This is a genomic window from Thiopseudomonas acetoxidans (assembly GCF_030362935.1).
Classification (GTDB): domain Bacteria; phylum Pseudomonadota; class Gammaproteobacteria; order Pseudomonadales; family Pseudomonadaceae; genus Thiopseudomonas; species Thiopseudomonas acetoxidans.
Window position 1 is genome coordinate 1 of sequence record NZ_JAUCDY010000004.1, and the last position, 25,720, is coordinate 25,720.

30 protein-coding genes are annotated in these 25,720 nt (G+C 44.7%); 6 read left to right on the forward strand and 24 right to left on the reverse strand.

Features of this window, described 5'->3' with window-relative positions:
* Positions 1-306: 306 nt before the first annotated feature.
* The 3 genes from QEZ41_RS04370 to QEZ41_RS04380 are packed head-to-tail and all read right to left on the reverse strand — an operon-like array spanning position 307 to position 2,754.
* Positions 307-723, reverse strand: a complete 417-nt coding sequence (locus QEZ41_RS04370; RefSeq protein WP_289410167.1) for a PA0061/PA0062 family lipoprotein — start codon at positions 721-723, stop codon at positions 307-309.
* Positions 724-727: 4 nt separating this feature from the next.
* Positions 728-1,954, reverse strand: a complete 1,227-nt coding sequence (locus QEZ41_RS04375) for a nucleoside recognition domain-containing protein (RefSeq protein ID WP_289410168.1) — start codon at positions 1,952-1,954, stop codon at positions 728-730.
* Entirely contained in the window at positions 1,954-2,754 is an 801-nt protein-coding gene (locus tag QEZ41_RS04380) for an N-acetylmuramoyl-L-alanine amidase (protein WP_289410169.1), read from the reverse strand. The genes QEZ41_RS04375 and QEZ41_RS04380 overlap by 1 nt, the downstream gene beginning before the upstream one ends.
* A gap of 19 nt (positions 2,755-2,773) precedes the next feature.
* On the opposite strand from QEZ41_RS04380, the gene QEZ41_RS04385 reads away from it, so the two are divergent.
* Positions 2,774-3,175, forward strand: a complete 402-nt coding sequence (locus QEZ41_RS04385; protein WP_289410170.1) for an NINE protein — start codon at positions 2,774-2,776, stop codon at positions 3,173-3,175.
* A gap of 4 nt (positions 3,176-3,179) precedes the next feature.
* Here QEZ41_RS04385 and glmU read toward each other — a convergent pair whose 3' ends face one another.
* The 15 genes from glmU to QEZ41_RS04460 form a co-directional block, all read right to left on the reverse strand.
* Positions 3,180-4,541 (reverse strand): bifunctional UDP-N-acetylglucosamine diphosphorylase/glucosamine-1-phosphate N-acetyltransferase GlmU, encoded by a 1,362-nt coding sequence (gene glmU / locus QEZ41_RS04390; protein WP_289410171.1) that lies wholly within the window; start codon positions 4,539-4,541, stop codon positions 3,180-3,182.
* A gap of 108 nt (positions 4,542-4,649) precedes the next feature.
* Positions 4,650-5,075: a F0F1 ATP synthase subunit epsilon gene (locus QEZ41_RS04395; RefSeq protein WP_289410172.1), complete on the reverse strand. Its 426-nt coding sequence runs from the start codon at positions 5,073-5,075 to the stop codon at positions 4,650-4,652.
* Positions 5,076-5,147: 72 nt separating this feature from the next.
* Complete coding sequence (atpD, locus tag QEZ41_RS04400) at positions 5,148-6,524, reverse strand: F0F1 ATP synthase subunit beta (RefSeq protein ID WP_289410173.1); 1,377 nt, start codon at positions 6,522-6,524, stop codon at positions 5,148-5,150.
* Between the two features lie 29 nt (positions 6,525-6,553).
* Complete coding sequence (gene atpG, locus QEZ41_RS04405; RefSeq protein WP_289410174.1) at positions 6,554-7,420, reverse strand: F0F1 ATP synthase subunit gamma; 867 nt, start codon at positions 7,418-7,420, stop codon at positions 6,554-6,556.
* Positions 7,421-7,469: 49 nt separating this feature from the next.
* Positions 7,470-9,014, reverse strand: coding sequence for a F0F1 ATP synthase subunit alpha (gene atpA, locus QEZ41_RS04410; RefSeq protein WP_289410175.1), 1,545 nt, complete (start codon positions 9,012-9,014; stop codon positions 7,470-7,472).
* Between the two features lie 17 nt (positions 9,015-9,031).
* Positions 9,032-9,568, reverse strand: a complete 537-nt coding sequence (locus tag QEZ41_RS04415; protein WP_289410176.1) for a F0F1 ATP synthase subunit delta — start codon at positions 9,566-9,568, stop codon at positions 9,032-9,034.
* A gap of 12 nt (positions 9,569-9,580) precedes the next feature.
* Positions 9,581-10,051, reverse strand: a complete 471-nt coding sequence (locus tag QEZ41_RS04420) for a F0F1 ATP synthase subunit B (RefSeq protein ID WP_289410177.1) — start codon at positions 10,049-10,051, stop codon at positions 9,581-9,583.
* A gap of 88 nt (positions 10,052-10,139) precedes the next feature.
* Entirely contained in the window at positions 10,140-10,379 is a 240-nt protein-coding gene (gene atpE, locus QEZ41_RS04425; RefSeq protein WP_289410178.1) for a F0F1 ATP synthase subunit C, read from the reverse strand.
* Positions 10,380-10,443: 64 nt separating this feature from the next.
* Entirely contained in the window at positions 10,444-11,256 is an 813-nt protein-coding gene (gene atpB / locus QEZ41_RS04430) for a F0F1 ATP synthase subunit A (RefSeq protein ID WP_289410179.1), read from the reverse strand.
* A gap of 21 nt (positions 11,257-11,277) precedes the next feature.
* The gene (locus QEZ41_RS04435; RefSeq protein WP_353061888.1) at positions 11,278-11,613 is read right to left on the reverse strand and encodes an ATP synthase subunit I; all 336 of its coding nucleotides are present in this window, start codon (positions 11,611-11,613) and stop codon (positions 11,278-11,280) included.
* A gap of 186 nt (positions 11,614-11,799) precedes the next feature.
* Positions 11,800-12,660, reverse strand: coding sequence for a ParB/RepB/Spo0J family partition protein (locus QEZ41_RS04440; RefSeq protein ID WP_289410181.1), 861 nt, complete (start codon positions 12,658-12,660; stop codon positions 11,800-11,802).
* A gap of 9 nt (positions 12,661-12,669) precedes the next feature.
* Positions 12,670-13,461 carry a ParA family protein gene (locus QEZ41_RS04445; RefSeq protein ID WP_289410182.1) on the reverse strand — a complete coding sequence of 264 codons (792 nt, stop codon included), beginning with the start codon at positions 13,459-13,461 and terminating at the stop codon, positions 12,670-12,672.
* Between the two features lie 15 nt (positions 13,462-13,476).
* Positions 13,477-14,118 (reverse strand): 16S rRNA (guanine(527)-N(7))-methyltransferase RsmG, encoded by a 642-nt coding sequence (gene rsmG / locus QEZ41_RS04450; protein ID WP_289410183.1) that lies wholly within the window; start codon positions 14,116-14,118, stop codon positions 13,477-13,479.
* Entirely contained in the window at positions 14,115-16,010 is a 1,896-nt protein-coding gene (gene mnmG / locus QEZ41_RS04455) for a tRNA uridine-5-carboxymethylaminomethyl(34) synthesis enzyme MnmG (RefSeq protein ID WP_289410184.1), read from the reverse strand. The genes rsmG and mnmG overlap by 4 nt, the downstream gene beginning before the upstream one ends.
* Positions 16,011-16,181: 171 nt before the next feature.
* On the reverse strand, positions 16,182-17,156 hold the full coding sequence (locus QEZ41_RS04460; protein WP_289410185.1) for a hypothetical protein: 975 nt from the start codon (positions 17,154-17,156) through the stop codon (positions 16,182-16,184).
* A 530-nt stretch (positions 17,157-17,686) separates the two neighbouring features.
* Here QEZ41_RS04460 and QEZ41_RS04465 point away from each other — a divergent pair.
* Positions 17,687-17,980: a type II toxin-antitoxin system RelE/ParE family toxin gene (locus QEZ41_RS04465; RefSeq protein WP_044628576.1), complete on the forward strand. Its 294-nt coding sequence runs from the start codon at positions 17,687-17,689 to the stop codon at positions 17,978-17,980.
* Positions 17,981-17,994: 14 nt separating this feature from the next.
* Positions 17,995-18,318 carry a HigA family addiction module antitoxin gene (locus tag QEZ41_RS04470; protein ID WP_289410186.1) on the forward strand — a complete coding sequence of 108 codons (324 nt, stop codon included), beginning with the start codon at positions 17,995-17,997 and terminating at the stop codon, positions 18,316-18,318.
* Between the two features lie 517 nt (positions 18,319-18,835).
* Here QEZ41_RS04470 and mnmE read toward each other — a convergent pair.
* The 6 genes from mnmE to ampD form a co-directional block, all read right to left on the reverse strand.
* Entirely contained in the window at positions 18,836-20,203 is a 1,368-nt protein-coding gene (mnmE, locus tag QEZ41_RS04475; protein WP_289410187.1) for a tRNA uridine-5-carboxymethylaminomethyl(34) synthesis GTPase MnmE, read from the reverse strand.
* 61 nt (positions 20,204-20,264) lie between these two features.
* A complete protein-coding gene (gene yidC, locus QEZ41_RS04480) occupies positions 20,265-22,043 on the reverse strand; it encodes a membrane protein insertase YidC (RefSeq protein WP_289410188.1) in 1,779 nt (592 codons plus the stop codon).
* A gap of 2 nt (positions 22,044-22,045) precedes the next feature.
* Complete coding sequence (gene yidD / locus QEZ41_RS04485) at positions 22,046-22,297, reverse strand: membrane protein insertion efficiency factor YidD (RefSeq protein ID WP_289410189.1); 252 nt, start codon at positions 22,295-22,297, stop codon at positions 22,046-22,048.
* On the reverse strand, positions 22,290-22,691 hold the full coding sequence (rnpA, locus tag QEZ41_RS04490) for a ribonuclease P protein component (RefSeq protein ID WP_289410190.1): 402 nt from the start codon (positions 22,689-22,691) through the stop codon (positions 22,290-22,292). Before rnpA ends, yidD begins: the two co-directional genes overlap by 8 nt.
* A 13-nt stretch (positions 22,692-22,704) precedes the next feature.
* Positions 22,705-22,839, reverse strand: coding sequence for a 50S ribosomal protein L34 (rpmH, locus tag QEZ41_RS04495; RefSeq protein ID WP_289410191.1), 135 nt, complete (start codon positions 22,837-22,839; stop codon positions 22,705-22,707).
* A gap of 441 nt (positions 22,840-23,280) precedes the next feature.
* Complete coding sequence (gene ampD, locus QEZ41_RS04500) at positions 23,281-23,829, reverse strand: 1,6-anhydro-N-acetylmuramyl-L-alanine amidase AmpD (protein ID WP_289410192.1); 549 nt, start codon at positions 23,827-23,829, stop codon at positions 23,281-23,283.
* A 151-nt stretch (positions 23,830-23,980) separates the two neighbouring features.
* Here ampD and QEZ41_RS04505 point away from each other — a divergent pair, with 151 nt between their 5' ends.
* Genes QEZ41_RS04505 through QEZ41_RS04515 form a run of 3 tightly spaced genes read left to right on the forward strand, consistent with a single transcriptional unit; the run spans position 23,981 to position 25,720 of the window.
* Positions 23,981-24,700 (forward strand): beta-ketoacyl synthase chain length factor, encoded by a 720-nt coding sequence (locus QEZ41_RS04505; protein ID WP_289410193.1) that lies wholly within the window; start codon positions 23,981-23,983, stop codon positions 24,698-24,700.
* Positions 24,676-25,473, forward strand: a complete 798-nt coding sequence (locus QEZ41_RS04510) for a lysophospholipid acyltransferase family protein (RefSeq protein WP_434556789.1) — start codon at positions 24,676-24,678, stop codon at positions 25,471-25,473. Before QEZ41_RS04505 ends, QEZ41_RS04510 begins: the two co-directional genes overlap by 25 nt.
* Entirely contained in the window at positions 25,466-25,720 is a 255-nt protein-coding gene (locus tag QEZ41_RS04515) for a phosphopantetheine-binding protein (RefSeq protein ID WP_289410195.1), read from the forward strand. The genes QEZ41_RS04510 and QEZ41_RS04515 overlap by 8 nt, the downstream gene beginning before the upstream one ends.

Genomic DNA, 25,720 nt, shown 5'->3' on the forward strand with positions numbered 1-25,720 from the left:
TGTTGACTATCATCCAATACCACAAGCACCCACACGAATTGCTTGATTAAAATGTTAAAGAACTGTTCAGAAGCTTTGCGCTAAGTGCGTCGCTGCATCTGAGGTGGCGTATACTAAAGTGTTACTCTTAGTCTGTCAAGCGTGAATCTTAAAAATCTTTTTAAAAATCAAATGCTTAGTCGCGTTTTAGTTAGGTATACGCCGAACGAGTTGCGTATTCTACAGAGTTTAATTTACTTGTAAAGCCCTATTTAAACTTTGCACGGTTTTCTAGCATTTACCTACTGCGAGCTGCTATATCATCTTTTAATACTGGGGCCCGCACGGTACCGACTGACTTTCTACAAGCCGCTCCCCTTGTTCGTTTTGTAGCCAAACCCTGGCGGTGTAGCCTTTAGCATAGGCACGTATGCTATATTTTTCTGTGGCTCTAAAATTTGCATAGGCTATTTCTGCAAGACAATGCCGCCAACCTGAATAACCTATTTGACCGCCGCGCTCATAGCTTAAGCGAACACTCAGCTTGTGCTGACCGGGCTCTAAAATAAAAAAGCGCCCATCCGTAACTTTTTTGCCGTCTATTCTCTGTGCCGATAAATGATGTCCAGCTCGGCTTTCAACTAGCACTAGCGCTTTATTGCCTTCATGCTCCGCAAGTACAGCATTACAGGCACTAACTTGGCTTAGGAGTAGACAGGCTATGGTTGCTTTTTTTCTGTTCATTTATTCAACCAAAAAACCAATAGCACACACTGATGGCAGCTATTACTCCTGCCAGCTCAGCAAGTAATGCACAGCCTACGGCATGGCGTACGCGCTGGATATTGACTGCACCAAAGTACACCGCCAGCACATAGAATGTAGTCTCCGTACTGCCTTGTACTGTTGCTGCAGCAAGTGCTGCAAAACTATCTACACCTTGCGTTTGCATCGTTTCAATCAGCATAGCCCGTGCGGCACTGCCTGAGAATGGTTTAACTAAGGCTGTAGGCAGTGCATCTACAAAGCGGGCGTCCCAGGATAAATATTCAACCAGCCAGCGAATACCATCTAAACCGAAGTCCAGTGCTCCTGAGGCTCTTAATACGCCTATTGCACATAGCATGGCAATTAGGTACGGCAGCAAGTTTTTCGAAACATCAAAACCTTCTTTTGCGCCCTCTACAAAGGCCTCATACACCTGTACTTTTCGGAATGCGGCAAATACTAAAATAAATAAAATGATGCCAAATAACGTTAAATTGCCCAGCAGAGATGATAACGATGCGAGCGCTGCTCCCGTCAAGCTGGCTAATAACGCCATAAACAAAGCCAGTACTAACACGGCCGGAAGCAAATAAGCCAGTACTACAGGATGCCAAATTTTCAAACGCTGCATAAAGGCTACAGACACAAGCCCCACTAACGTTGAGGCGCTGGTCGCTAAAAGGATTGGTAAGAAAACGAGCGTTGGATCAGCAGCACCTTGCTGAGCTCGGTACATAAAGATAGTAACGGGCAATAGCGTCAAGGAGGATGCGTTTAGTACTAAAAAAAGGATTTGTGCATTACTAGCTGTGGTTAACGAGCTATTTAAACTTTGTAACGAGCGCATCGCCTTTAGGCCAATAGGTGTTGCGGCATTATCTAGGCCTAGACTGTTAGCGGCAAAGTTCATGGTTATTAAACCCAAAGCTGGGTGTCCGCGTGGCACTTCAGGCATGAGTTTGGAGAATAAAGGCGATAATAGTCTTGCTACACGTTCTACCAAACCCGCCTGCTCCGCTATACGCAGAAACCCTAACCAAAGAGTAAGCGTGCCAAACAGTAAAATCATTACTTCAACTGACAGCTTAGCCATGCTGAACAGGCTTTCTACCATCGCCGCCCACACCGTGGCATCACCTTGAAGCCACTGGGTCAAGCCGGCTACAGTGGCTACGATAAAAAAGCTTAACCAAAGCGTATTTAGCATTATTTTTCCTGTGCCTGTTTTTGCTGCTCTGTAAGCGATTGAAGGATAGCCGCCGTTTCAGCATCTGCTGTGCCTGAAAAGTCACTAGGGCGGTACTTCATCTGTAGTACGCTTATGACGCGCTGTGTCTGCTCATCAAATTCTGCGCTCTGGTGTATGGCATAACCCAATGCCGCTAGTTGTTCTTGGAACCACAATGCATCGGGCAGCTCAACAAGAAATATCGGCTCGTAAAAATCAATGTCAGTTGTTAATGGCCAGCGAATCATGCCTTCTTGCGCCAGTCTTGACCAAGGAAACTTAGGGCCAGGGTCTACTTTACGCTGTGGCGCTATATCACTATGACCAATAACGCTTTCAATGGGTAACTGGTATCTGTACAAAATATCGTGCAAAAGAACAATCAGACTGTCTATTTGCTCGGTTGACCAGTCATGCCAAATCCGCTCCCCTGCCTGCTCAGTATAGCCCGGATGCACCAACTCTATGCCTATACTGGTTGCATTTAACCATGTGCGACCACGCCATGAGCTATCCCCTGCATGCCAAGCGCGATTACTTTCGTCGACTAATTGATACACTTTAACGGGCTGTTCACTGATTAAATAATGGCTGCTGACAGCTGTATTTGTTAACAGGTGCAAGGAGTCCTCAAAGTCGGCTGAGGTATAGTGCAGAACGATCCACTGTATTCTGTTGTCATAGCTGTTGCTGCGATATTTTTTCTCTACATTAATTGCTGAACAGCCGGTTAGGTACAGCGTAAACACACACAGAGCTACTCTGAATATTTTAGACATTATTGTTAACGCCCATCTTATGAATTACTCACTACGAAATCACACACCAGTCTTTGGATATCTACTGTGGATCTTTGGTTTTATCGGCGCTCATAGATTTTATTATGGTCGCCCTATCACTGGGACTATCTGGTTTTTTACCCTTGGATTGTTTTTTGTGGGCTGGATAATTGATTTATTCCTCATTCCCGCAATGAATCGCCAAGTTAATCAAACCTACTTATCCGGTCGCTACAACTACAACCTAGCTTGGTTACTGCTCACGTTTTTAGGTGTTTTTGGTATTCACCGCTTTTACCTAGGTAAATGGCTCACCGGTATTTTATATCTGTGTACAGGCGGCCTATTTTTACTAGGTATTCTTTATGATTATTGGACCCTAAACCGCCAAATTGCTGAAAATAATCAAGTTTTTTACTGAGCATCTAGCTCTTTTTTTGTGGCCTTGCCCAGTTTGCAATATTGCGCTGTTTACTCCGGCCAATCGCTAAGGTGTGCGCCGGAACATCTTGAGTAATTGTTGAACCAGCACCTGTAGTAGCTGCATCGCCTAGGGTTATTGGGGCAACAATGGAGCTATTTGAACCAATAAACACATCCTCGCCCATAACCGTTCTATGTTTATTAGCACCGTCATAATTACAGGTGATAGTGCCTGCGCCTATGTTGGTACGCGCACCGATTTCGCTATCACCTAAATAGGTTAGATGCCCTACTTTCGCGGCTACACCTAAATGCGTGTTTTTAAGCTCCACAAAATTACCCACATGGGCATTTTTCTCAAGCTTGGTGCCTGGGCGTAATCGAGCAAATGGTCCACAGTCTGCTTCTGGACCAACCTCACTACCTTCTATATGGCAGTTGGCTTTGATTATCGCGCCACTTCTTAAGATAGAATTTTTAATGACGCAATTTGCACCAATACTGACGTTATCCTCAATCTCAACATTTCCTTCGAGAATAACGTTGATATCAATGGTGATATCGCGACCAACCTTTACTGTGCCACGAATGTCGAGGCGTGCTGGATCCAGCAAGGTAACACCCTGCGCCATCAGCACGTTAGCTTGTTGAAATTGATAAAAACGCTCAAGGCTTGCTAGTTGCTGGCGATCATTCGCACCTTGAACTTCCATAGGCTCTGTAGCTGTTTCTGTGTGTATCGCCACACCATCCGCGACGGCCATCGCGATAATATCGGTTAAGTAATATTCTGCTTGGGCGTTATGGTTTGATAACCTACCTAACCACTGCACCATATGCTGGCGTGATGCTGCAAGGATGCCCGTGTTACCCTCGCAAATTGTCAGCTGTTCTGGCGTGGCATCTTTGTGTTCAACAATGGCTGTTACCTGCTGTTGATTATCGCGAACAATGCGCCCGTAACCTGCAGGATCGCTTAAATTAACCGTCAGTAAGCCCATTGTATTTTCGGTCACGCCCTGCAAAAGTCTGCTTAAGGTGCTGGGATGTATTAACGGTACGTCTCCGTAGAGAACTAACAGGGTATCGGCGTTAAGGTTAGGTATTGCTTGCGCTACAGCATGGCCCGTACCCAGTTGTTCTGTTTGCATGACAAAAGTGACATCATCAGCAGCTAATTGTTGGGTAACCTGCTTTGCACCATGCCCAATGACAACCTGAATGCTATTGGGCTGTAATGCTCTTGCCGCATCAATTACATGAGCCAGCATAGGTTTGCCAGCAATGGGGTGCAGTACTTTGGGGAGGGATGAGCGCATACGCGTACCCTGGCCCGCAGCTAGAATGACGATATCCAGAGACATAAAAAAACTCCTACGTATGCTGCTTGATTGTTTGGACTAGTATAAATAAAAAAGGGCAGCTATATAAATAAGCTACCCTTTTCTTTTCACAGCGAAGACTAAAACCTATTAGCGGCCTACTTTTCTACGTAATTCATGGATAGTACGTAGTTGCGCCGCAGCTTCAGCCAAGCGCGCAGATGCTGCAGAATAATCCAAGTCAGCAGAATGGTTAAGTATTGCTTTTTCAGCTGCTTTCTTAGCTTCCATCGCTGCAGCTTCATCAAGATCCGCTGCACGGATGGCTGAATCAGCTAGCACTTTAACCATATTGGGCTGGACTTCGATAAAGCCACCAGAGATATAAAATACCTCTTCCTTTCCGCCCTGCTTAATGACGCGCACAGGACCTGGCTTAATCGTTGATAGCAATGGCGCGTGACCAGGCAAAACACCTATGTCACCCATATGTCCATGGGCAATCACCATTTCAACCAAGCCGGAGAACAGCTCTTCTTCTGCACTAACAATGTCACAGTGGACTGTTATGGCCATATTAATCGCCTCAGAGTGCTGGTAGCGACTTATACAGTCGCCACCAAATTACTTTTGCTAAAAGGTTCGCAATTACAGCTTGCTTGCCTTTTCAATAGCTTCATCAATGGTACCTACCATGTAGAACGCCTGTTCTGGCAAATCGTCATAGTCACCATTGAGGATACCTTGGAAGCCACGGATGGTTTCTTTCAAGGAGACATATTTACCTGGTGAACCAGTAAATACTTCAGCTACGAAGAACGGCTGAGATAGGAAGCGCTGGATTTTACGCGCACGCGAAACCAGTTGCTTATCTTCTTCAGACAATTCATCCATACCCAAAATAGCAATAATGTCTTTAAGCTCTGTGTAGCGCTGCAATACATACTGTACGCCACGAGCACAATCATAATGCTCTTGACCAATAACCAATGGATCCAACTGACGTGATGAGGAGTCCAGTGGGTCGATGGCTGGGTAAATACCCAACGAAGCAATGTCACGTGACAGAACAACGGTGGCATCCAAGTGCGCAAACGTAGTAGCTGGGGATGGGTCAGTTAAGTCATCCGCAGGTACGTAAACAGCTTGAATAGAGGTAATGGAGCCTGCTTTAGTAGAGGTAATACGCTCTTGCAGAACACCCATCTCTTCCGCCAATGTTGGCTGATAACCTACCGCTGAAGGCATACGGCCTAACAGTGCAGATACTTCAGTACCAGCGAGGGTATAACGATAAATGTTGTCGATAAACAACAGTACGTCACGACCTTCGTCACGGAATTTCTCCGCCATGGTCAAACCTGTCAGTGCAACACGTAAACGGTTACCCGGTGGTTCGTTCATCTGACCGTAAACCAGTGCTACCTTGTCAAGAACGTTGGAATCCTTCATTTCGTGGTAGAAGTCGTTACCCTCACGAGTACGCTCACCTACACCAGCGAATACTGAATAACCACTGTGCTCAATAGCAATGTTACGGATCAGCTCCATCATGTTTACGGTTTTACCAACACCGGCACCACCGAACAGACCAACTTTACCACCTTTAGAGAACGGGCAAACAAGGTCAATAACCTTAATACCTGTTTCTAGAATTTCATTACCACCGGCTTGTTCTGCATAAGTAGGCGCTGAACGGTGAATACCCCAACGCTCTTCTTCGCCAATAGGACCGGCTTCATCAATTGGGTTACCTAGTACGTCCATAATACGACCTAGGGTTTTAACACCCACAGGTACGGTAATTGGGCCGCCTGAGTTAACTACTTCTAAACCACGTTTTAGACCTTCGGTCGAACCCATGGCAATAGTACGTACTACACCGTCACCCAACTGTTGTTGAACTTCGAGTGTAGTTTCAACGCCCTGAACTTGCAGTGCGTCATAAATGTTCGGCACATCTTCACGTGAAAACTCCACGTCGATGACGGCGCCGATAATTTGAACGATACGTCCGCTACTCATATCTGGTCCTCTGAATATTTGAACCGTTCTTAAACCGCGGCTGCGCCGCCAACGATTTCAGAAATTTCTTGGGTAATAGCTGCTTGACGAGCCTTGTTATAAACCAACTGCAGGTTATCAATAAGGTCACCGGCGTTGTCAGTCGCATTTTTCATCGCGATCATACGAGCTGCTTGCTCACAGGCAGCATTCTCTACTACCGATTGGTAAACTTGAGATTCGATATAACGAACGATTAGTGCGTCAAGTAACTCTTTAGCACCTGGCTCATATATATAATCCCAACTACCTAAACGGCTGTTTTCGACTTTCTCATCTACGGCCAAAGGAACCAGCTGCTCAACAGCAGGTTTTTGGGTCATGGTGTTGATAAATTTATTCGACACCAAATATAGACGATCGATGCGACCTTCCATAAAACCATCTAGCATAATTTTAATACTGCCGATCAAGTCATTAATTTCAGGTTCTTCACCTAATCCACCGACTGCAGCTGAAATTTTTACGCCGTAGCTACGGAAAAAACTAGCACCTTTATTACCTATTACACAGAACTCAGCTTCTACGCCTTGTTGCTGCCACTCTTGAAAATTGCTAATCAAGTTTTTGAACAGGTTAAAGTTCAGACCACCGCAAAGACCACGATCAGTTGACACGAGTATATAGCCTACGCGTTTCACTGGACGCTCAACCATGAATGCATGCTTGTATTCGGTATTAGCTTGAGCCAGATGGCCAACTACTTGTCGAATACGTTCTGCATAAGGACGACCAGCACCCATGCGCTGCTGTGCCTTGCGCATTTTGCTGACCGCCACTTTTTCCATGGCGCTTGTAATCTTTTGCGTATTTTTGATGCTCGCAATTTTTGTGCGAATCTCTTTTGCGCCTGCCATTTGACACCCTTCTGGTTAGCAGAAGGAGGCTAAAAGCCTCCGCTGCGAATTACCAGCTTTGAGTTGCCTTAAACTTCTCGATACCTTCTTTCAAGGCAGCATCGATTTCTTTAGTAAAGGCCGCTTCTTTATTCATGGTCGACACTAGGTCGGCGAACTCACGCTTAAAGAAGGCTAACAAAGCCGCCTCAAATGCACCTACTTTATTGACTTCTACATCTTCTAAGAAGCCACGTTCTGCTGCATACAGAGAAATTGCCATATCAGCGATGGACATAGGCGCATATTGCTTTTGTTTCATCAGTTCAGTAACACGCTGACCATGCTCTAGCTGTTTACGTGTTGCCTCATCCAAGTCAGAAGCAAACTGCGCAAAAGCAGCCAATTCACGATACTGTGCTAAGGCTGTACGAATACCACCAGACAGTTTCTTAATCAGACCCGTTTGTGCCGCACCACCTACACGAGATACCGAAATACCCGCGTTCACCGCTGGACGAATACCTGAGTTAAACATTGCTGACTCAAGGAAAATCTGACCATCAGTAATAGAAATTACGTTGGTGGGTACGAACGCAGAAACGTCACCTGCCTGGGTTTCAATAATAGGTAAAGCGGTCAATGAACCGGTCTTACCTTTAACTTCGCCCTTGGTGAACTCTTCAACGTACTCTTCAGATACACGTGACGCACGCTCCAATAAACGACTGTGGAGATAGAAAACATCACCTGGGTAAGCTTCACGTCCTGGTGGACGACGTAGCAACAAAGAAATCTGGCGGTATGCAACAGCTTGCTTAGAGAGGTCATCATAAACGATTAACGCATCTTCACCACGGTCACGGAAAAACTCACCCATGGTGCAACCTGCGTACGGAGCTAAGTACTGAAGCGCAGGAGATTCTGAAGCACTGGCTACCACAACAATGGTGTTGGCCAACGCGCCTGTTTCTTCTAGCTTGCGTACGACGTTTGCAATGGTCGATTGTTTCTGACCAATAGCCACGTACACACATTTAATACCACTGTCTTTCTGGTTGATGATGGCATCAATCGCCAGAGCCGTTTTACCGATCTGACGGTCACCAATAATCAACTCTCGCTGACCACGACCTACTGGAATCATGGAGTCGACTGATTTATAACCCGTTTGAACAGGTTGGTCGACTGACTTACGCCAAATAACACCAGGTGCTACTTTTTCTACCGCGTCAGTTAGCGTGGTGCCTAAAGGACCTTTGCCATCAATAGGGTTACCTAAAGCATCCACAACGCGACCTAGAAGTTCGTTACCAACTGGAACTTCCAAAATACGGCCGGTACATTTGGCGCTCATACCCTCTGTTAAACCTGCGAATGAACCTAGAATTACAGCACCGACAGAGTCACGCTCTAGGTTCAATGCCATACCAAAGATTCCACCAGGGAATTCAATCATCTCACCGTACATTACATCGGCTAGGCCGTGAATACGTACGATACCGTCAGATAAGCTGACGATAGTGCCCTCGTTACGGGCTTGTGCAGAAACATCAAGCTTTGCAATACGCTGCTTGATAATCTCACTAATCTCGGAAGGATTCAGTTGCTGCATGCCATTTGTCCCTCAAATCAGGATTTCAACGCTTCGGCTAACTTATTTAGTTTGCCGCGGATCGAACCGTCTATTACTAAGTCACCAGCGCGTATGTGTAAACCGCCAATTAAAGCGGGGTTAACAGTCGCTTTGGGATGAACGGTACGATCAAGCCGCTTAGATAAGGCGGCAGCTAGTGTTTTTAATTGTGCTGCGCTTAATTCAAATGCAGATTCTACTTCAACGTCTAATGAACGATTTTTATCTGCCTTCAATTCAGTAAAAATCTCATAAATTGTTGGTAACAGAGTCAAACGATCATTTTCACCCAAAAGATGGAGAAAATTCGAAAACTCGTTATCTACATTGCCTTCGCACAGCTGTATAAGAAACGTGACCTTACCTTTTTTATTAAGCTCAGGATTACCTAACTGCTTAACAACCTCAGCTTGCGCAACCGCAGTTGCTGCAAAAGATAGCATGTTACTCCATGCTTCTTCTTTGCTTGCCGTAGCTGCGTATTCAAAAGCAGCTTTTGCGTAAGGTCGTGCAAGCGTATTGGAATTCGACATCGCTTGCCTCGCTTAAAGTTCTGCGGCCAATTGCTCGACCAAATTATTGTGTGCTTTCGCATCCACGGTAGCACCGAGGATTTTTTCTGCACCTGCCACTGCAAGGACTGAAACTTGTTTGCGAAGATCTTCTTTAATGCGATTCACTTCTAAATCGATTTCAGCTTTAGCGCCTGCAATTAGGCGTTCGCCTTCATTGCGTGCATGCTGTCTTGCTTCTTCAACAATATCGTTTCCAGTCTTGTTGGCTTTCTCAATAATCTCAGCAGCTGCTTGCTTAGTTTCACGCAGCATTTCTGCTGCCTTTTCTTGAGCAAGTTTAAGGTCGCGCTCAGCACGTCCTGCTGCATCTAAGCCTTCAGCAATTTTCTTCTGGCGCGCATCCATTGCGTTCGTGATGGGTGGCCATACGAACTTCATGCAAAACCAGGTGAAAATAGCGAAGGCAATCAATTGACCTATGAGAGTCATGTTAATAGCCATTGATGCACCTCATGCCATTTCATTGTTTATCCAAAGATAACATCCTACGTCAGACAAACTTTGCTGCCGTACTAATGAAATCGCGTGATTAACCAGCCATTCCTGGTGCTACAACGAAGATCAGGTACATAGCAATACCAACACCAATCATTGGAACGGCGTCAAGTAGACCAGCCATAATGAAGGTTTTGGTTTGCAACTGTGGAGCCAGCTCAGGCTGACGTGCTGTTGATTCCAGTAATTTGCCGCCCAGTAAAGCAAAACCAATACCAGTGGCCAGTGCGCCCATACCGATGATGATCGCTGCTGATAAAATTACGAGTTCCATAGTTACTCCTAGAGTTTCAAAGTTAAGTTATAGTCTAAGGTTAAAATTAACGCTCGCTTTCGCGTCAATGGCTTTCGTGGGCTGCGCTCAAGTATACGATCGACAGCACCATGAAAATAAAGGCTTGTAGCGGAATTACCAGAATGTGGAAAATCGCCCAAGGCCCGTATAGCGACCACTGAATCCAAAATGGCAGTAGCGCAATCAAAATAAATACAACTTCACCCGCATACATGTTACCGAACAAACGCAGCGCAAGGCTGAATGGTTTGGTTAACAAACCTAGTATTTCAAGAACCAGGTTTACAGGAATGAGTGACCAGTGGTTAAAGGGTGTGAACGCTAGCTCTTTACTGAAGCCGCCCACGCCTTTAACTTTGATACTGTAAAAAATAATCAGCATAAACACACCAATCGACATGCCAAACGTAGCGTTTGGATCAGCGGTTGGGACGTATTTAAAGTTTGGAATGCCTATTGCAGCAGCGATGCCTGGGATTACATCGACTGGGATCCATTTCAGGCTGTTCATCAGCAAGATCCACATGAAAATAGTCAATGCTAACGGTGCTATAAGCGGGCTGCGGCCATAGAAGGTATCGCGAACCATGTTTTGTACAAATTCCACGATGACTTCAACGAAGCCCTGCATACCTGTTGGCACGCCTGAGTTGGCGCGTTTTGCTATTTTTCTGAAGATAAACAGAAACACAAAGCCCATCAAAAGTGACATGGCCATGGTATCAAGATGGATAGCCCAGAAACCCATGTCTAGTGCTTCTTGTTGTGTTTCAGCAATTCGCCATGTGCCGTCGATTTTGCCAAAAGTTAAGTTTTGTAAGTGGTGCTGGATATACTCAGCATTGCTATTTGCCATATATGCCTCAAACCCGGACGTTTACAAATTTTTGCTAAAAAAGAGTGTAACCACTGAAGTCAGCTGAATCAAAATGTAACCCAAGAACAACTGTACTACGTTTAAAGGTTTCACTGCTATAAACACCAGCGCAAAAAGCACTGCCGTCATAAACATTTTTCCTACCTGTCCAGCCCAAAATGACTGGAGAATAGCGGACACTGAGCGCGCCCCAAAATACTTAAACGCTTTGTACGTGAAATAGGCGTTGGCTAATAAAGCTATCGAACTGCCTAAAAACACTGAGTACGCTGCGACAACTCCAAGAGTTATTGCGCATACGACAACCAATAGTGCAGTGACAACGGCTTGTGCCATGAGCACGCGAAACATGCTTAAACGATAAAACGGTGTTTTGTTACGTATAGCCACTGTTTCTATCGCCCTTGGTCTGAATTGTTGTGCTTACAATTCGTCACTACAAAATTGCGCTGAGAGTATAGGTGTCTGTGTCGCTTCTATCAACTCAAATGTAGGCTATTAATAATAATATTTGATTTACATCTACTGAATATGCGCCAAAACACCCTGTAGCTCGTCAAGTGAGCCGTAATTAATCACTAATTGACCCTTACCTTTGTCGGTATGTTTGATTTTCACATTGGCGCCTAGGCGCTCAGCAAGCTTTTTTTCTAAGCGTTGAATATCTGGATCCGCTTTTGGCGTGGTAGGTTTTGCTTTGGGTTTTTGCAGGCTGCGTATATAGGCTTCGGTTTGTCGTACATTTAAGCCGGTTGCGACAACATGACGCGCCGCCAACAACAGTTGCGGCTCTGCAAGTCCTAGCAAAGCCCGCGCATGACCCATTTCTATATCGCCATGTGCCAACATAATTTTTACTTCTTCCGGCAGGTTTATCAGTCGCAGTAGGTTGGTTACTGTGGTCCGTGACTTTCCTACGGCATCAGCGACTTCTTGCTGAGTCAGCTCATACTCGTGCTGCAACCTCTGTAAAGCAATGGCTTCTTCTATAGGGTTAAGATCTTCACGCTGAATATTTTCTATTAATGCCATGGCAATAGCTGCGTCATCAGCTACTTGCTTAAGCAGGGCAGGCACGGTTTTAAGCTCAGCTAATTGCGCTGCACGCCAACGTCTTTCACCGGCAATAATTTCATACTTATTACTGCCAACAGAGCGTACAACGATAGGCTGCATAATGCCCTGCGCTTTAATCGATTTTGATAGCTCTTCAAGCGCGGCTGGATCCATATCGCGGCGCGGTTGGTATTTGCCCGGCTGGATGCGATCGATTGCTATGTGTAATAGCTCATTCTCTTGGGCTTCGTGGTATTGGCTGCTTGCGTTTGCGCCACCTAATAAAGCATCCAGCCCACGACCTAAGCCACGTTTTTTAACTGCCATACTGATTCCTTACAAAACGGTTGCGGTGCGCTGCTTATTACGGTGGCGTCTGGCCAACTCTCCTGCTAATGCAAGATGTGCCAACGCACCCTTTGATTGTTTGTCATAAGCCAGCACAGGCATACCATAACTGGGCGATTCTGCTAAACGTACGTTTCGCGGTATTACCGTATCAAAAAGTTTTTGCCCAAAGTGTTGTTTTAACTGCTCTGACACATCCATGGTCAGACTTAAACGCGGATCATACATCGTCCTTAGAATACCTTCTATTTCTAAGTCCGCATTGAGATTCGCGGTAATGCGTTGAATACTTCCGATTAAATCTGTCAGCCCTTCCAGTGCATAGTATTCACACTGCATAGGTATTAGTACTGCATCGGCAGCCACTAACGCATTAACCGTCAGCATATTAAGGGAGGGTGGGCAATCAATCAGGATGTAATCGTAGTTATCACGAACGGGCTGCAGCGCATGTAAAAGCCTTTTTTCACGATTTTCTAACTCCAGTAGCACAACCTCTGCGGCAGTGAGATCTCGGTTTGACGGCAACACTTGATAGCCGCCATGCTCTGATATTTGAATCACATCCACCAGATCGGCTTGGCCGGTAAGCACATCAAGCACTGAATACTCTAGCTCGTGTTTATCAATACCGCTGCCTGTTGTTGCATTACCCTGTGGGTCTAAATCGATGACCAGAACATGGCGCTTGGTTGCCACTAAGGAGGCGGCAAGGTTGATACAGGTTGTGGTTTTACCTACTCCGCCTTTTTGATTGGCTACAGCCAAAACTTTGCCCATGGCAATACCTCTGTTCTAGTTACGTGAAAGTAGCAAAAGATGTCGTTGTCCCTGACAGCCCGGTACTTGTAGTTTATTGCAGCTATCGAGCTTAAATTCTGCTGCCAGTTGCTGCAGTTCGTCATCTGGATGTACGCCCTTCATCGCCAGCCAGCGTGTGCTTTGATCGCCCAGATGCGCGGTCCAGTTAGTAAAATCTGCCAAGGAGCTAAAGGCGCGAGAAATAACCCCGTGATAAGGCTGCTCTGTGTTGTGCTCTTCAATACGACTGTGGATAACCTGTACATTGTCCAGTTTAAGCTCCAATTTTACCTGGGTTAAAAAGCGCGTTTTTTTACCGTTAGAATCTAACAGACTAAACAACTTGTTGGGCAGCATAATAGCCAAGATGATGCCGGGCATACCCCCGCCACTGCCCACATCTAACCAGGTAACGCCAGTCTGCTCAACAAAAGGCAACACGCTTAAGCTATCTAACAAATGCCGAGATACCATTTCTTCTGCGTTTCTAACTGCAGTTAGGTTATAGGCTTTGTTCCATTTAATTAACAAAGCCAAGTAAGACAGCAACTGTTCTATTTGTACAACTGTTAAGCTTAATCCAAGCTCTTTGGCACCCTCTACAAGCGCTTTGCGCTGCGAATCTGTGATGCTCATTGCTCACTGACCTCCAAGTTTTGATTGGCTTGGCGTCTTTTTAATTGCACCAGCAAAAGTGATATTGCCGCTGGAGTTACACCCGGAATGCGCGATGCCTGACCTAAGTTAGTCGGCTTGATGTCAGTGAGCTTCAGTTGCACTTCTTTGGATAAGCCAGAGATTTTTGTGTAATCCAAATCGGCTGGAATGCTAATACTTTCGCTGGCCTTAAGTTTGGCAATATCGCCCTGTTGACGTGTTATATAACCTGCATATTTAGTGCGTATCTCAATCTGCTCAGCTACCTGCTGATCAGCAACCCCTGTGCCTGTTACGGCTTTCAAGCCAGCGTAATCTATCTCTGGGCGGGTCAGTAAGTTGAGTAAATTATACTCATGGGCCAGCGGGATATTAAAGTGACTGCTCAGAGCATCACCTTCGGCAGTATTGGGGCGTACCCAAGTACTGCGTAGACGCTGCTCTTCCCGCTCGATGGCTTCGCGTTTGGTTTCAAATGCTGCCCAGCGCACATCATCCACTAAGCCAATTGCCCGCCCTTTTTCAGTTAGGCGCATATCCGCATTGTCTTCACGCAGAATCAATCGGTATTCCGCGCGTGAAGTAAACATGCGGTAGGGTTCTTGCGTGCCCATGGTTAGCAGATCATCAATTAGCACACCCAAGTAAGCTTCATCACGGGTTGGATGCCAACTGTCTTTGCCTTGTGCGCGAAGCGCTGCGTTACTGCCCGCCAACAAACCTTGCACGCCGGCTTCTTCATAGCCCGTAGTACCGTTGATTTGCCCAGCAAAAAACAAACCCTTAACGCACTTGGTTTCTAAGCTGTAGTGCAGATCACGTGGATCAAAATAGTCGTATTCGATGGCATAGCCTGGACGCATAATATAAGCATTTTCCAAGCCTTGCATGGATCGGACTAAGTCTAGCTGCACATCAAAGGGTAACGAGGTAGAAATGCCATTGGGGTACAGCTCATTGGTTTCTAAGCCTTCAGGCTCTAAAAACACCTGATGGCTGTCTTTGTCTGCAAAACGGGTAATTTTATCTTCGATTGAAGGGCAATAACGCGGACCCACCCCTTCAATCACGCCGGCATACATGGGCGAGCGATCAAGGTTGCTTGAAATGATGTCATGGGTTTTAGTGTTGGTATGCGTAATCCAGCAACTGATTTGCCGTGGATGTTGTTCTACTTTGCCCAAATAGGACATCACCGGTAAAGGGGTATCACCGGGCTGTTCAATTAGCTTAGAGAAATCAACGGAACGACTATCTATTCGTGGTGGCGTACCGGTCTTTAACCGCGCCACTCTAAACGGCAATTCACGCAAGCGTTTAGCTAAAGTATTGGCTGGCGGATCACCGGCGCGACCACCAGAGTAATTTTCCATTCCTATGTGGATGGTGCCACCCAAAAACGTACCGCTAGTTAACACTACGTTATCGGCAAAAAAGCGTAAACCCATCTGCGTTACCGCGCCACGCACAACATCTTGCTCAATAATGAGATCATCGACTGCTTGTTGGAATAACCATAAATTAGGCTGGTTTTCTAAAATTTTACGTATGGCAGCTTTATAAAGAATACGGTCAGCTTGCGCTCGTGTCGCGCGTACGGCTGGGCCTTTACGGCTATTGAGCACACGAAACTGAATCCCTGCATAGTCCGTTGCCGTGGCCATAGCACCACCCAAGGCATCAATTTCTTTAACCAAATGGCTTTTACCAATACCGCCAATCGCTGGATTGCAGCTCATTTGCCCTAGGGTTTCGATATTGTGTGACAGCAATAATGTTTTGACGCCCATGCGTGCCGCGGCTAAAGCCGCTTCAGTACCAGCATGTCCACCACCAATGACAATGACATCAAAACGAGAAGGATAATCCACAATAGACCCCGAAAAGAAGCTTTAATTACGCAATAAAGCAGGCTAAACCAAGTTCAGCCTGCAGAGAAAAGACGCGCTAGTATAAAAAATTACGCAGCTTTAGAGAAGGTCATAGCAAAGTATGCTCTGAAAATGGCTAGTATTTAGGTTCATTTTCAGAGTTTTGTGTACTTACATGCGTTGCAGTGAACGCATTTTTTCTTCTGTGAAGTCGATGATCTGATTTTCTGACGGGTTAATGGTAAAACTTGCTTTGCCATAGTTTGAGTAATCAATAGTCATGCTAATGCTGACTTTCTCACCCTCAATTTCATAATTGAACACATCATTTTCGTGAATTATTTGTCCTTTATCGTTCAAATAAAGCACTGATTCTGAACTCTCGTAGCCAGTATCACTATTAGCCTCAAGCAAACCTTGCATAAAACCTTCTTTAAACTCTTCAGGCAGTTTTTCGTTTTCGGCCACTTGGTTATACAGGTACGTATTGATATGTTGCTGCAACTCTTTACTTTGCTGCTCATCCAATCTTACTTTCAAGATCGCTTTGGCATTGATTTGCTTAGCTTTTTCATTGAGCTCGATTTTCTCGATGCTGGTCTCAGGAATAATTTTAGTAAATTCATTCATAGTGGCGTAGCCCATTTCTACTACTTCAGAAACTACTGTAATCACCTTAGCCATATCTTCTTCATCAATTTCAAAATTTTTCGTGCTAAAGCGAACAAATTTATTTTTATATTGCTGCAGCTCCGAGTTTGCCTGTGGTGCAAACATCAGTGCCGTATCAATGATATTGGTCGGATTAAGCAAAAGGTCTTTTTTCTTGGCATCCACTAAAATAGGCAGTTTAAAGTTAAAAATAGCCGCTTCAACCTCAGGTATCAGCTCATAACGCTGTGCGTTATTGTTTACCGCGCCAGATAGTTTTACTTTCAGATCCGTAAGAAAAGGATTCTCAATACCAATATCGACTTTCGCGTCCGCTTTAAAATTAAATTGCGCTTCTTTTGCATAAAGCTGTTGGGTAGCTTCTTGGTATAGGGTTTTTGCTGATTTTTTATCCAGATCAGAGTCGCCACCACAGGCTGCTAGGAGTGCAGCTAGACTTGTAATAACCAAATATTTTGTTTTCGACAACAGCATAGATAACTCCATTTTTCATTAAATACAATAGCCACAGAATATGCTGCGTCTACAGGTAATTTATTTCGCCTAAAATAGCATTATTTGTATGGTCGGCCTATCAAATAAAATTTTTTGTTAAGGGTTTTGCGCAACTGTTTCACAATACGGCTTCTGCCTAAACAGAGTCTATAAGAAATTCAGGTATTTATTTACCGATGCAGAATGTATAAAATACTTTAAAAACATAGGTTTATGAAACTCGTGGAGCACTATTGGAGTGCTGAAATTTGCGAAAAAAAGTGTAAATATTGGCAAATTTCCTTTTCATCGGCTCCTGACGACCCATTTTAAACTGGGATAAGTGGGAAACTGGGAGCCTTGTATACGCTTTTATCTCTATGAAATCAGCGCCTTGAGATCACTCTTAGCCCCTTCTGCCAAACAAAATTATAGTAACATCGTTTTCTAAACGGATCCGTTCTCATTTTTAACTGACTTGACGCACAACGTTGTTGTGCATAGAATGATTAAAAAGCGATCAGGTAACTATGGCGGTTGAATTCAGGGATATATGGCTGGAGGCTTTCTACGACGAGGACCAAAGCCACAAGAAAATACCCAGCACTATTGAAGGCGCTCTGTTCAGAAAGATTCAGATTCTGGATGCCGCGACGCAGGAGTCAGACTTGAGGATTCCGCCGGGTAACCGTTTTGAACATTTGCAGGGAAACCTTTCTGGATGGTGTTCCATTCGGGTTAACAAGCAGTATCGCCTGATTTTTCGCTGGGAAGATGGCACCGCCCAAGATACATATCTAGACCCGCATGTTTACAAGGGCTAGAGGAGGTTATGGTAATGAGGAATACAAAACGTCGTCCAGTGACCGTTGGCGAAATGCTGGTCACCGAGTTTCTGGAGCCGATGAAAATAGAAATCAGTGAACTGGCCGAAGCAATGGGTGTGCACAGAAATACACTCAGCCGGATTGCACATGACAAAGGCACGCTGACAGCACCCATGGCCATCAAACTCGCAGCGGCTTTGGGGAATACGCCGGAGTTCTGGCTGAATATTCAGCACGCAGTTGAGTTATGGGATGTTCGTCATCGTGCCTATGAGCAGGAAGCGCAAAATGTGAAACGTGTAAAGCCTCACGTGCTGCCGATGAAGCAGGCTTGAAGAAAATCTTGATTCCGCCGCGCTTCCCGTTTTTCAGGAGATCTACAAATAGCCGCCATAAGAGAAGTTACCGGTACCAGGTTTTTTCCACCTAGGTAAAGCAGCGATCAGTATGCGCGCCATGTGACTATGATCTACGGCACGAGAAGCGTTCAAAATTTTCCATTCTTATCCAAATGTAATTGAGTCCTTAATATATTAGAGTTCTTTACCACTCTTGGGCCCATAATCCGTCTTCATCATGACGCCGGGCGTCTTGTTCGTATGATCTGGCAAGGCTTTCGATCATCGAAGCGACGTTGGGTTTTGTTCTTGTCTGGTTCGCGTTTTTGGATAGTAATTTTCATGTTTTGCTCCTTTTGTGCTCCATGTGCTCCGAAAACTTATACTCGAAGCACACACGGAGCAAGAGGAGACAAAACGGATCAAACTGCTTGCAAAGAAATAGAATAAATTTCTTTATAAAACAATGGCTTACTTGTATTTGGTTGGACGCTTTTCGATCTTTTTGAGCGTTTTACTTCCCGATGCAAAAGCTAGAAAAAATCCTTCCCAATAAATCATCCGCAGTAAATTCTCCAGTTATTTCAGCCAAACATTGCTGTGCTAAGCGTAGATCCTCAGCTAGCAACTCGCCTGCACTGACTTGGGTTAACTGCTGATAACCGTTTTCTAAGAAACTCTGTGCTTGCTGTAAAGCATCCAAGTGGCGACGACGCGCACTAAAGGTGCTTTCGGTTGTTTGTTGATAGCCCATGCACTGCTTTAAATGCTCACGCAGCGCTTCAATCCCCTGCCCTTGCCGTGCAGATAAACTAATACTGCAGTGTCCATCAGCAAAGTTATCCACAGCCAATTGTTCACCCGATAGGTCAATTTTATTACGAATTAAAGTCACTTTACTGATATCTGGTGCGTGCTGTAAAAACTCTGGCCACAAACTGAAAGGATCAGCGGCTTCTAGGCTGGTTGTGTCCACAACCAGTAAAATGCGATCAGCGGCAGTTATCGCTTTGACCGCTCGCTCAACACCAATTTGTTCGACTTGATCGCTGGTTTGTCGTAGTCCTGCCGTATCGGTGATATGCAGTGGCATACCATCAATATGGATATGTTCTTTAAGAGTATCGCGAGTAGTGCCAGCAATATCAGTAACGATAGCGGCTTCGTAGCCTGCCAAGGCATTAAGTAGGCTCGATTTTCCTGCGTTAGGGCGACCGGCAATTACCACATTCATACCATCGCGCAATAAAACACCTTGACCCGCCTTGTGGATAACTTGGGTAAGTGATTCGCGCAGCTGAGTAAGCTGGTTGAGAATCTGCCCATCTGCAAGAAAATCGATTTCTTCTTCGGGAAAGTCTATGGCGGCCTCAACGAAAATACGCAGACTTATCAACTGCTCAGTAAGTTGATGCACTTGTTTAGAAAACTCACCTTGCAATGAACGCAAAGCATTACGTGCTGCTTGAACGGAGCTGGCTTCAATTAAATCGGCAATGGCTTCTGCTTGTGCCAAGTCAAATTTATCATTTAAAAAAGCGCGTTCGCTGAATTCACCCGGTCGAGCTAAGCGTGCGCCCAACTCAACACAGCGTTGCAGTAACATATCCAGAATTACCGGTCCACCATGACCCTGCAACTCTAGAATGTCTTCACCCGTAAAAGAATGCGGGCCTTTAAAAAATAAGGCTATGCCTTGATCTAAGGCCTGCTGATCCTCTGCATAGAATGCACCATAGTGTGCATAACGAGGCTTAGGTTCAACCGCTAAGATTTGTTGAGCGATATGTGCGGCTAAGCTACCTGAAACACGAACAATGCCAACACCTCCACGTCCTTGGGCAGTGGCAATCGCAGCAATAGTATCCTGTGAGTATTGCACGTTAATAACCTCTAGAAAGCACAAACCCCGCAAGTACGGGGTTTGTTTTTCATTTAAGCCATTAAGCTTTAGTTGCCATGGCCCGTTCAACCTTACGAGTAATATACCACTGCTGAGCAATCGAGAGGATGTTGTTAACCACCCAATACAATACCAAGCCTGCAGGGAACCAAAGGAAGAAGAAGGTAAAGATAATTGGCAGCATCTTCATCACCTTAGCCTGCATCGGATCAGGGGGTGCAGGATTAAGCTTTTGCTGCACAAACATACTGATACCCATGATGATTGGCAGAATAAAGTAAGGGTCTTTACTGGAAAGGTCAGTCAACCAAAGCATCCAAGGAACTTGGCGCATTTCAACACTTTCTAACAATACCCAGTACAGGGATAAGAACACTGGCATCTGTACTAAAATAGGCAAGCAACCGCCTAAAGGATTAACTTTTTCCTTTTTGTACAGCTCCATCATGCCTTGCGACAGTTTTTGCTTATCATCGCCGCAGCTATCTTTTAATGCTTGAACCTTTGGTGCCAGTCCACGCATACGCGCCATGGATTTGTAACTAGCTGCTGAAAGCGGGAAGAAAATAAGTTTAATAATTACGGTTAGCAAAATAATTGACCAACCCCAGTTGCCTAACAAGCTATGAATAAAGGTTAGTAACCAGAAAATAGGCTGGGCAATAAACCATAGAAAACCATAGTCAACAGTAAGCTCCAATCCGGGTGATAGCTTCTTCAGGTGGCTTTGAATCTTAGGGCCAGCATAAAGCGTTGACTTAAATTGATAATGCTCACCTGGTGCAACCTGAACTTCAGGACTCGCATAGCCAACCACATAAAATTTAGAGGGCTCTACGCGTCTTTGTGAAAACATTGTATTGGTGGTGCCGCTATCTGGTACCCATGCAGCGACAAAATAATGCTGCAGCCATGCCACCCAACCGCCTTCTACTTTTTGTTTAAACTCTTTGTCATCCATCATACCCATTTTTAATTTTTTGTAGGGTTCGTCTGGAGTCCATACTGCAGCCCCTAAGTAAGTGGCAGTATTGGTAGCCGTGGTTGAAGAAGGATCGCCTTGACCATCACGTTTGATGCGCGCTAATAAGGATCCCTGCCAATTTTCGTTACTTTGGTTATCAACCAAGTAGGTAACGCCAATTTGGTAACCAAGCTCATTCATACATTCTTTTTTGCGCTGTTCAATTTGGCGCTCTGTGCAGCTTTGGTTATAGCCACGATGAAAAGTAAAACGCTTGGTGTAGTTAACGTTATTTTTGCTGAAGGTAAAATCCACATTGAGGCTGTCTTCACCTTCAACAAGCTGATAATACTGTTTTTCTGTGCTGTAGTGTGGGCGCTCACCTGATGCATCAGGACCGTTTTTACCCATTAAACCTGACTGAGCGATGTAAACACGCTCGCTGCTGTTTTCAAACAACTGCAAAGGAATATCTGGGTTTTTTGCTTGTCTTGGATATTGGCTCAGTTTAAGTTCAACAATATCGCCGCCGACAGGATCTACTGCGAGTTCAAGCACATCTGTTTTTACGTAAATCAGACCTGTGTTGCTGGGTGTTAGATCTTGGTTAAGCGTATTGGGTGCTTCTTGACTTGCATTAGCTACTGCAGCTGGAACACTAAAGTCTTCGTTATTTTTTGTGTCAGTAGTATTTACAGTATTAAAATGCTGCACGGCTGGTTGCTGTTGTGCACTGCTTGAAATGGTTACTGATGGATTATCAGCAACTTGGCCATAATCCTGATTCCATTGTAAAACCAGTGCATAGGTAACAATAGCTAGTGCAACAATTAAAAACGTACGTTGGATATCCATAATTACTCGGCTATATCGACGGTTGAAGATGATTCTGATTGGCTTGGTGGGACGGGATCATAGCCACCTGGATTCCAAGGATGACAGCGGCTGATGCGACGTGCAGATAACCATCCGCCCTTCAAACTACCATGTTTTTCAATGGCTTCCAGTGCATAGGCTGAACAGCTTGGGTAAAAACGGCAATGGCTGGCCATCATAGGGCTGATAGCGTAGCGATAGAACTTAATAGGTAATACGACCAGCTTACGCATTTTGGTTACCTACCGGTGCCGCTAAGGAAGCTTTACTTTTAGCGTTACACTGTTTTAGTAAACGTTTCCAAAGTGTAGTTAACTCGTGTTGTAACTCACTATTGGATAAGTCGGCTAATCCTTTGCGAGCAATAATTACAACGTCTACACCAAGAAAATTTAACTCTTGTGTACGAAAATGCTCACGAATTTGCCGTTTAACACGGTTGCGTTCTACAGAAAGCTTTATATTTTTTTTGCCTATAACCAACCCAAGTCGATGGTGCTTGAGTTGGTTAAAGCGAGCTAGTAGCAGTACACATCGACCTGATAAACGAAAATCAGGTGAATCAAAAACGGCTTTAAACTGATACGCGTTGAGCAGCCGTTTTTCACGGCTAAAGCCTTGATTCATTGGTGAGGTGTATTTAGGCGCTTAGACGCTTACGGCCTTTGGCACGACGACGAGCTAACACAGCACGACCACCTGTGGTTGCCATACGTGCACGGAAACCGTGGTCACGCTTGCGCTTGATAACGCTTGGTTGAAATGTACGTTTCATGGATTGATACCTAAACTTCTTTGGACATGAGATGGGTCCCTGAAGTGGTCCCCGTTAAAATAGACCGGCGATTCTATTGAATTAATCACCTAAGGTCAACGCTTAGCTTTGCTTGGAGATAGAAATTAGAGATTTATTTTTTTGGGATTTTTCGCAGCCATTTTTTGACTTGGCCTTAGTAATAGCTTTTAAAGCTTTTAAATAGATCTTTTATTATTTTTATAATTACTACTGCAGTGTTTTTCTGTTGGTAAGACTGTAATTCTATTTGAAATCAATAGTTTACGGAAAATTGGAAGCTGTTCATTGAGCATGGACAAGCTGCTGACTTCCGTTACATAAGCTGTGGATAAAAGTAGTGGTTATCCACAGGTACAGTTATGAACAGTCTGCTCAACAGCCTATCCCAAGCTTTAAAGTGCTGTTATCCACAGAGCTCTTTCATTGAATTCTTAGCCAATCAAAAGCAATACCAGGATCGGTTTTACGTTCAGGGGCTATGTCTGAGTGGCCACATATACGCTCTTGCTTAATCAGTGGGAAATTTTTTTGCAGAATATTTTTCAAGTTATTCAATGACTTATATTGTTCATCTGTGTAGGCGAGATCATCGGTTCCCTCTAACTCCACACCTATAGAAAAATCATTGCAGTTTTCACGTCCTTGAAAGGATGATTTTCCAGCGTGCCAAGCACGGTCATTACAGCTGACAAACTGCTTAATTTCACCACTGCGTTCAATTAAAAAATGTGCGGAAACCCTTAAACCCTCCAGCTGTTTAAAGTAAGGGTGTGCATTTATTGGCAGCTGGTTGGTAAATAAAGCATCAATCATGCCCGTAGCAAATTGGCCGGGCGGCAAGCTGATGTTATGGATAACCAGCAGGGACACTTCGTTGTTTGGACGTGCGTTGAAGTTGGGTGAAGGAATGTGTATAGCTCCATTGAGCCAACCTGTATTCGCATCAAAGCTATAAATAGGTTTGGACATAGTGATAAAATTCGTCTGTATAGTTTGGGGTTAATAAGGCTATTACTGATAATAACGAATATTTACGACTATAATTCCTTTGGTAACCCCTAATTTTTTTGGTTGCTTGGTGACAAACTCATGTTATTGACTAGATTAAGAGCAATCACGGATGAAATTTAACATCAGCGCTTGGCGTGCTTGGGCGCCTGGTTTATCCACGCAAGAGGATTGGTTAGGCTGGTTGGCTGATCCGCAACAATTAAGCAGTCAAGATGCTGCTGATGTAAGTTTTTTGCCAGCAATGCAGCGTCGGCGCTTAAGTCCTTTGGCCAGGATGGCTTTTCATGTGGCTTGGCCTTTGGCGGAACAAAGCCCAAAACAACCCGTAGTATTTTGCTCACGCCACGGTGAAACGCCGCGTAATTTGAATTTACTTAAGCAAATGGCTGAGCAAGAAATACTTTCGCCCACACATTTTAGTTTGTCAGTACACAATGCAATTATTGGTTTATGGTCAATTTTTCGCCAAGATGAAAGTGAAATGACAGCCATCGCAGCCACGCAAGATGGTTTGGAGCATGCCGTAATCGAAGCGCAGTTGTTGCTTAGTTCTGGAGCAGACTCAGTTTTGCTTATTATTGCTGAGGAACAGCAGCCTGAGCTGTATTTACCTTGGATCAAAGACGTACCTTTTGCTTATGCACTGGCATTACAATTGACTCGGGGTGATGCTTGGTCTTTAAGTTTATCTTTGTCTAAAGAACCATCAACACTAAAAAAACAAGCATGGCCGCACGCTTTAACCCTTTTACCCCTGCTGCTTAAACAAGCAACCCAAGTAACTCACTCTGTTGATACACGTTGTTGGCAATGGCAAGTAACTCTATGAAAGAAGCCTATAGCCCTCCGTATTTGTGGCGTTTATTGTTTACCGGCCTAAGTTTCTTTTTGTTTGGTTTAGGCGGTGTGTTTTTAACGCTGGTGGGTTATCCGCTGGTGAATTTACTTTGTCGCGATCCTTTAAAAAAAAGGGAGCTTGTACGCAGTTTGATTCATAATATTTTTCGGCTTTTTGTAGAATTTATGCGTTTTACTGGTGTGTTGACTTACAGCGTTAAACATAGGGAGCGTTTGGGGCGACCCGGGCAGATGGTCATAGCTAATCATCCATCGCTGATAGATGTGGTGGTGTTGATCGCTTTTACCCGTAACGCAAATTGCGTGGTAAAAGAAAGCCTGTGGCATAACACTTTCATGCGCGGTACTTTACGCGCAGCTGGCTACATCAGTAATAACGCCAGTATGGAAATGTTTGATGATACAGTTACAGCTTTAAAAGAAGGTCAGACGTTGATTATTTTCCCCGAAGGAACGCGCACCATACCCGGTGAAATGCCAAAGTTTCATCGTGGTGCCGCTGCCATTGCATTGCGAGGGGCGAAGATGATTACCCCGGTGGTGATTCGTGTGCGACCTACTACTCTAACTAAAGCTGAACCTTGGTATAACATTCCACAACGGCGACCCAATTTTAGTTTTACTGTGGGTGAAGATATAAACCCACAGGATTTTGCGGTAAATAATTCAACACCTATAGCATCACGAAAACTTGATGCTTACCTCCATTCATACTACGCACAGGAATTAACCAAAAATGAGTGATTTGCACCTTGATTTGAAAAATTTGATTATCGATGCTCTGGGTTTGGAGGATATCAGCGTTGATGATATCGATAATGATGCGCCACTGTTTGGTGAAGGACTGGGTTTGGACTCAGTAGATGCGCTGGAACTTGGTTTGGCGGTACAAAAACATTTTTCAATTAAGATAGATGCCGATTCTAAGGATGTGCGCCAGCACTTTGCTAGTATTAATGCATTAGCAAATTTTGTTGCAAGCAAACAATAA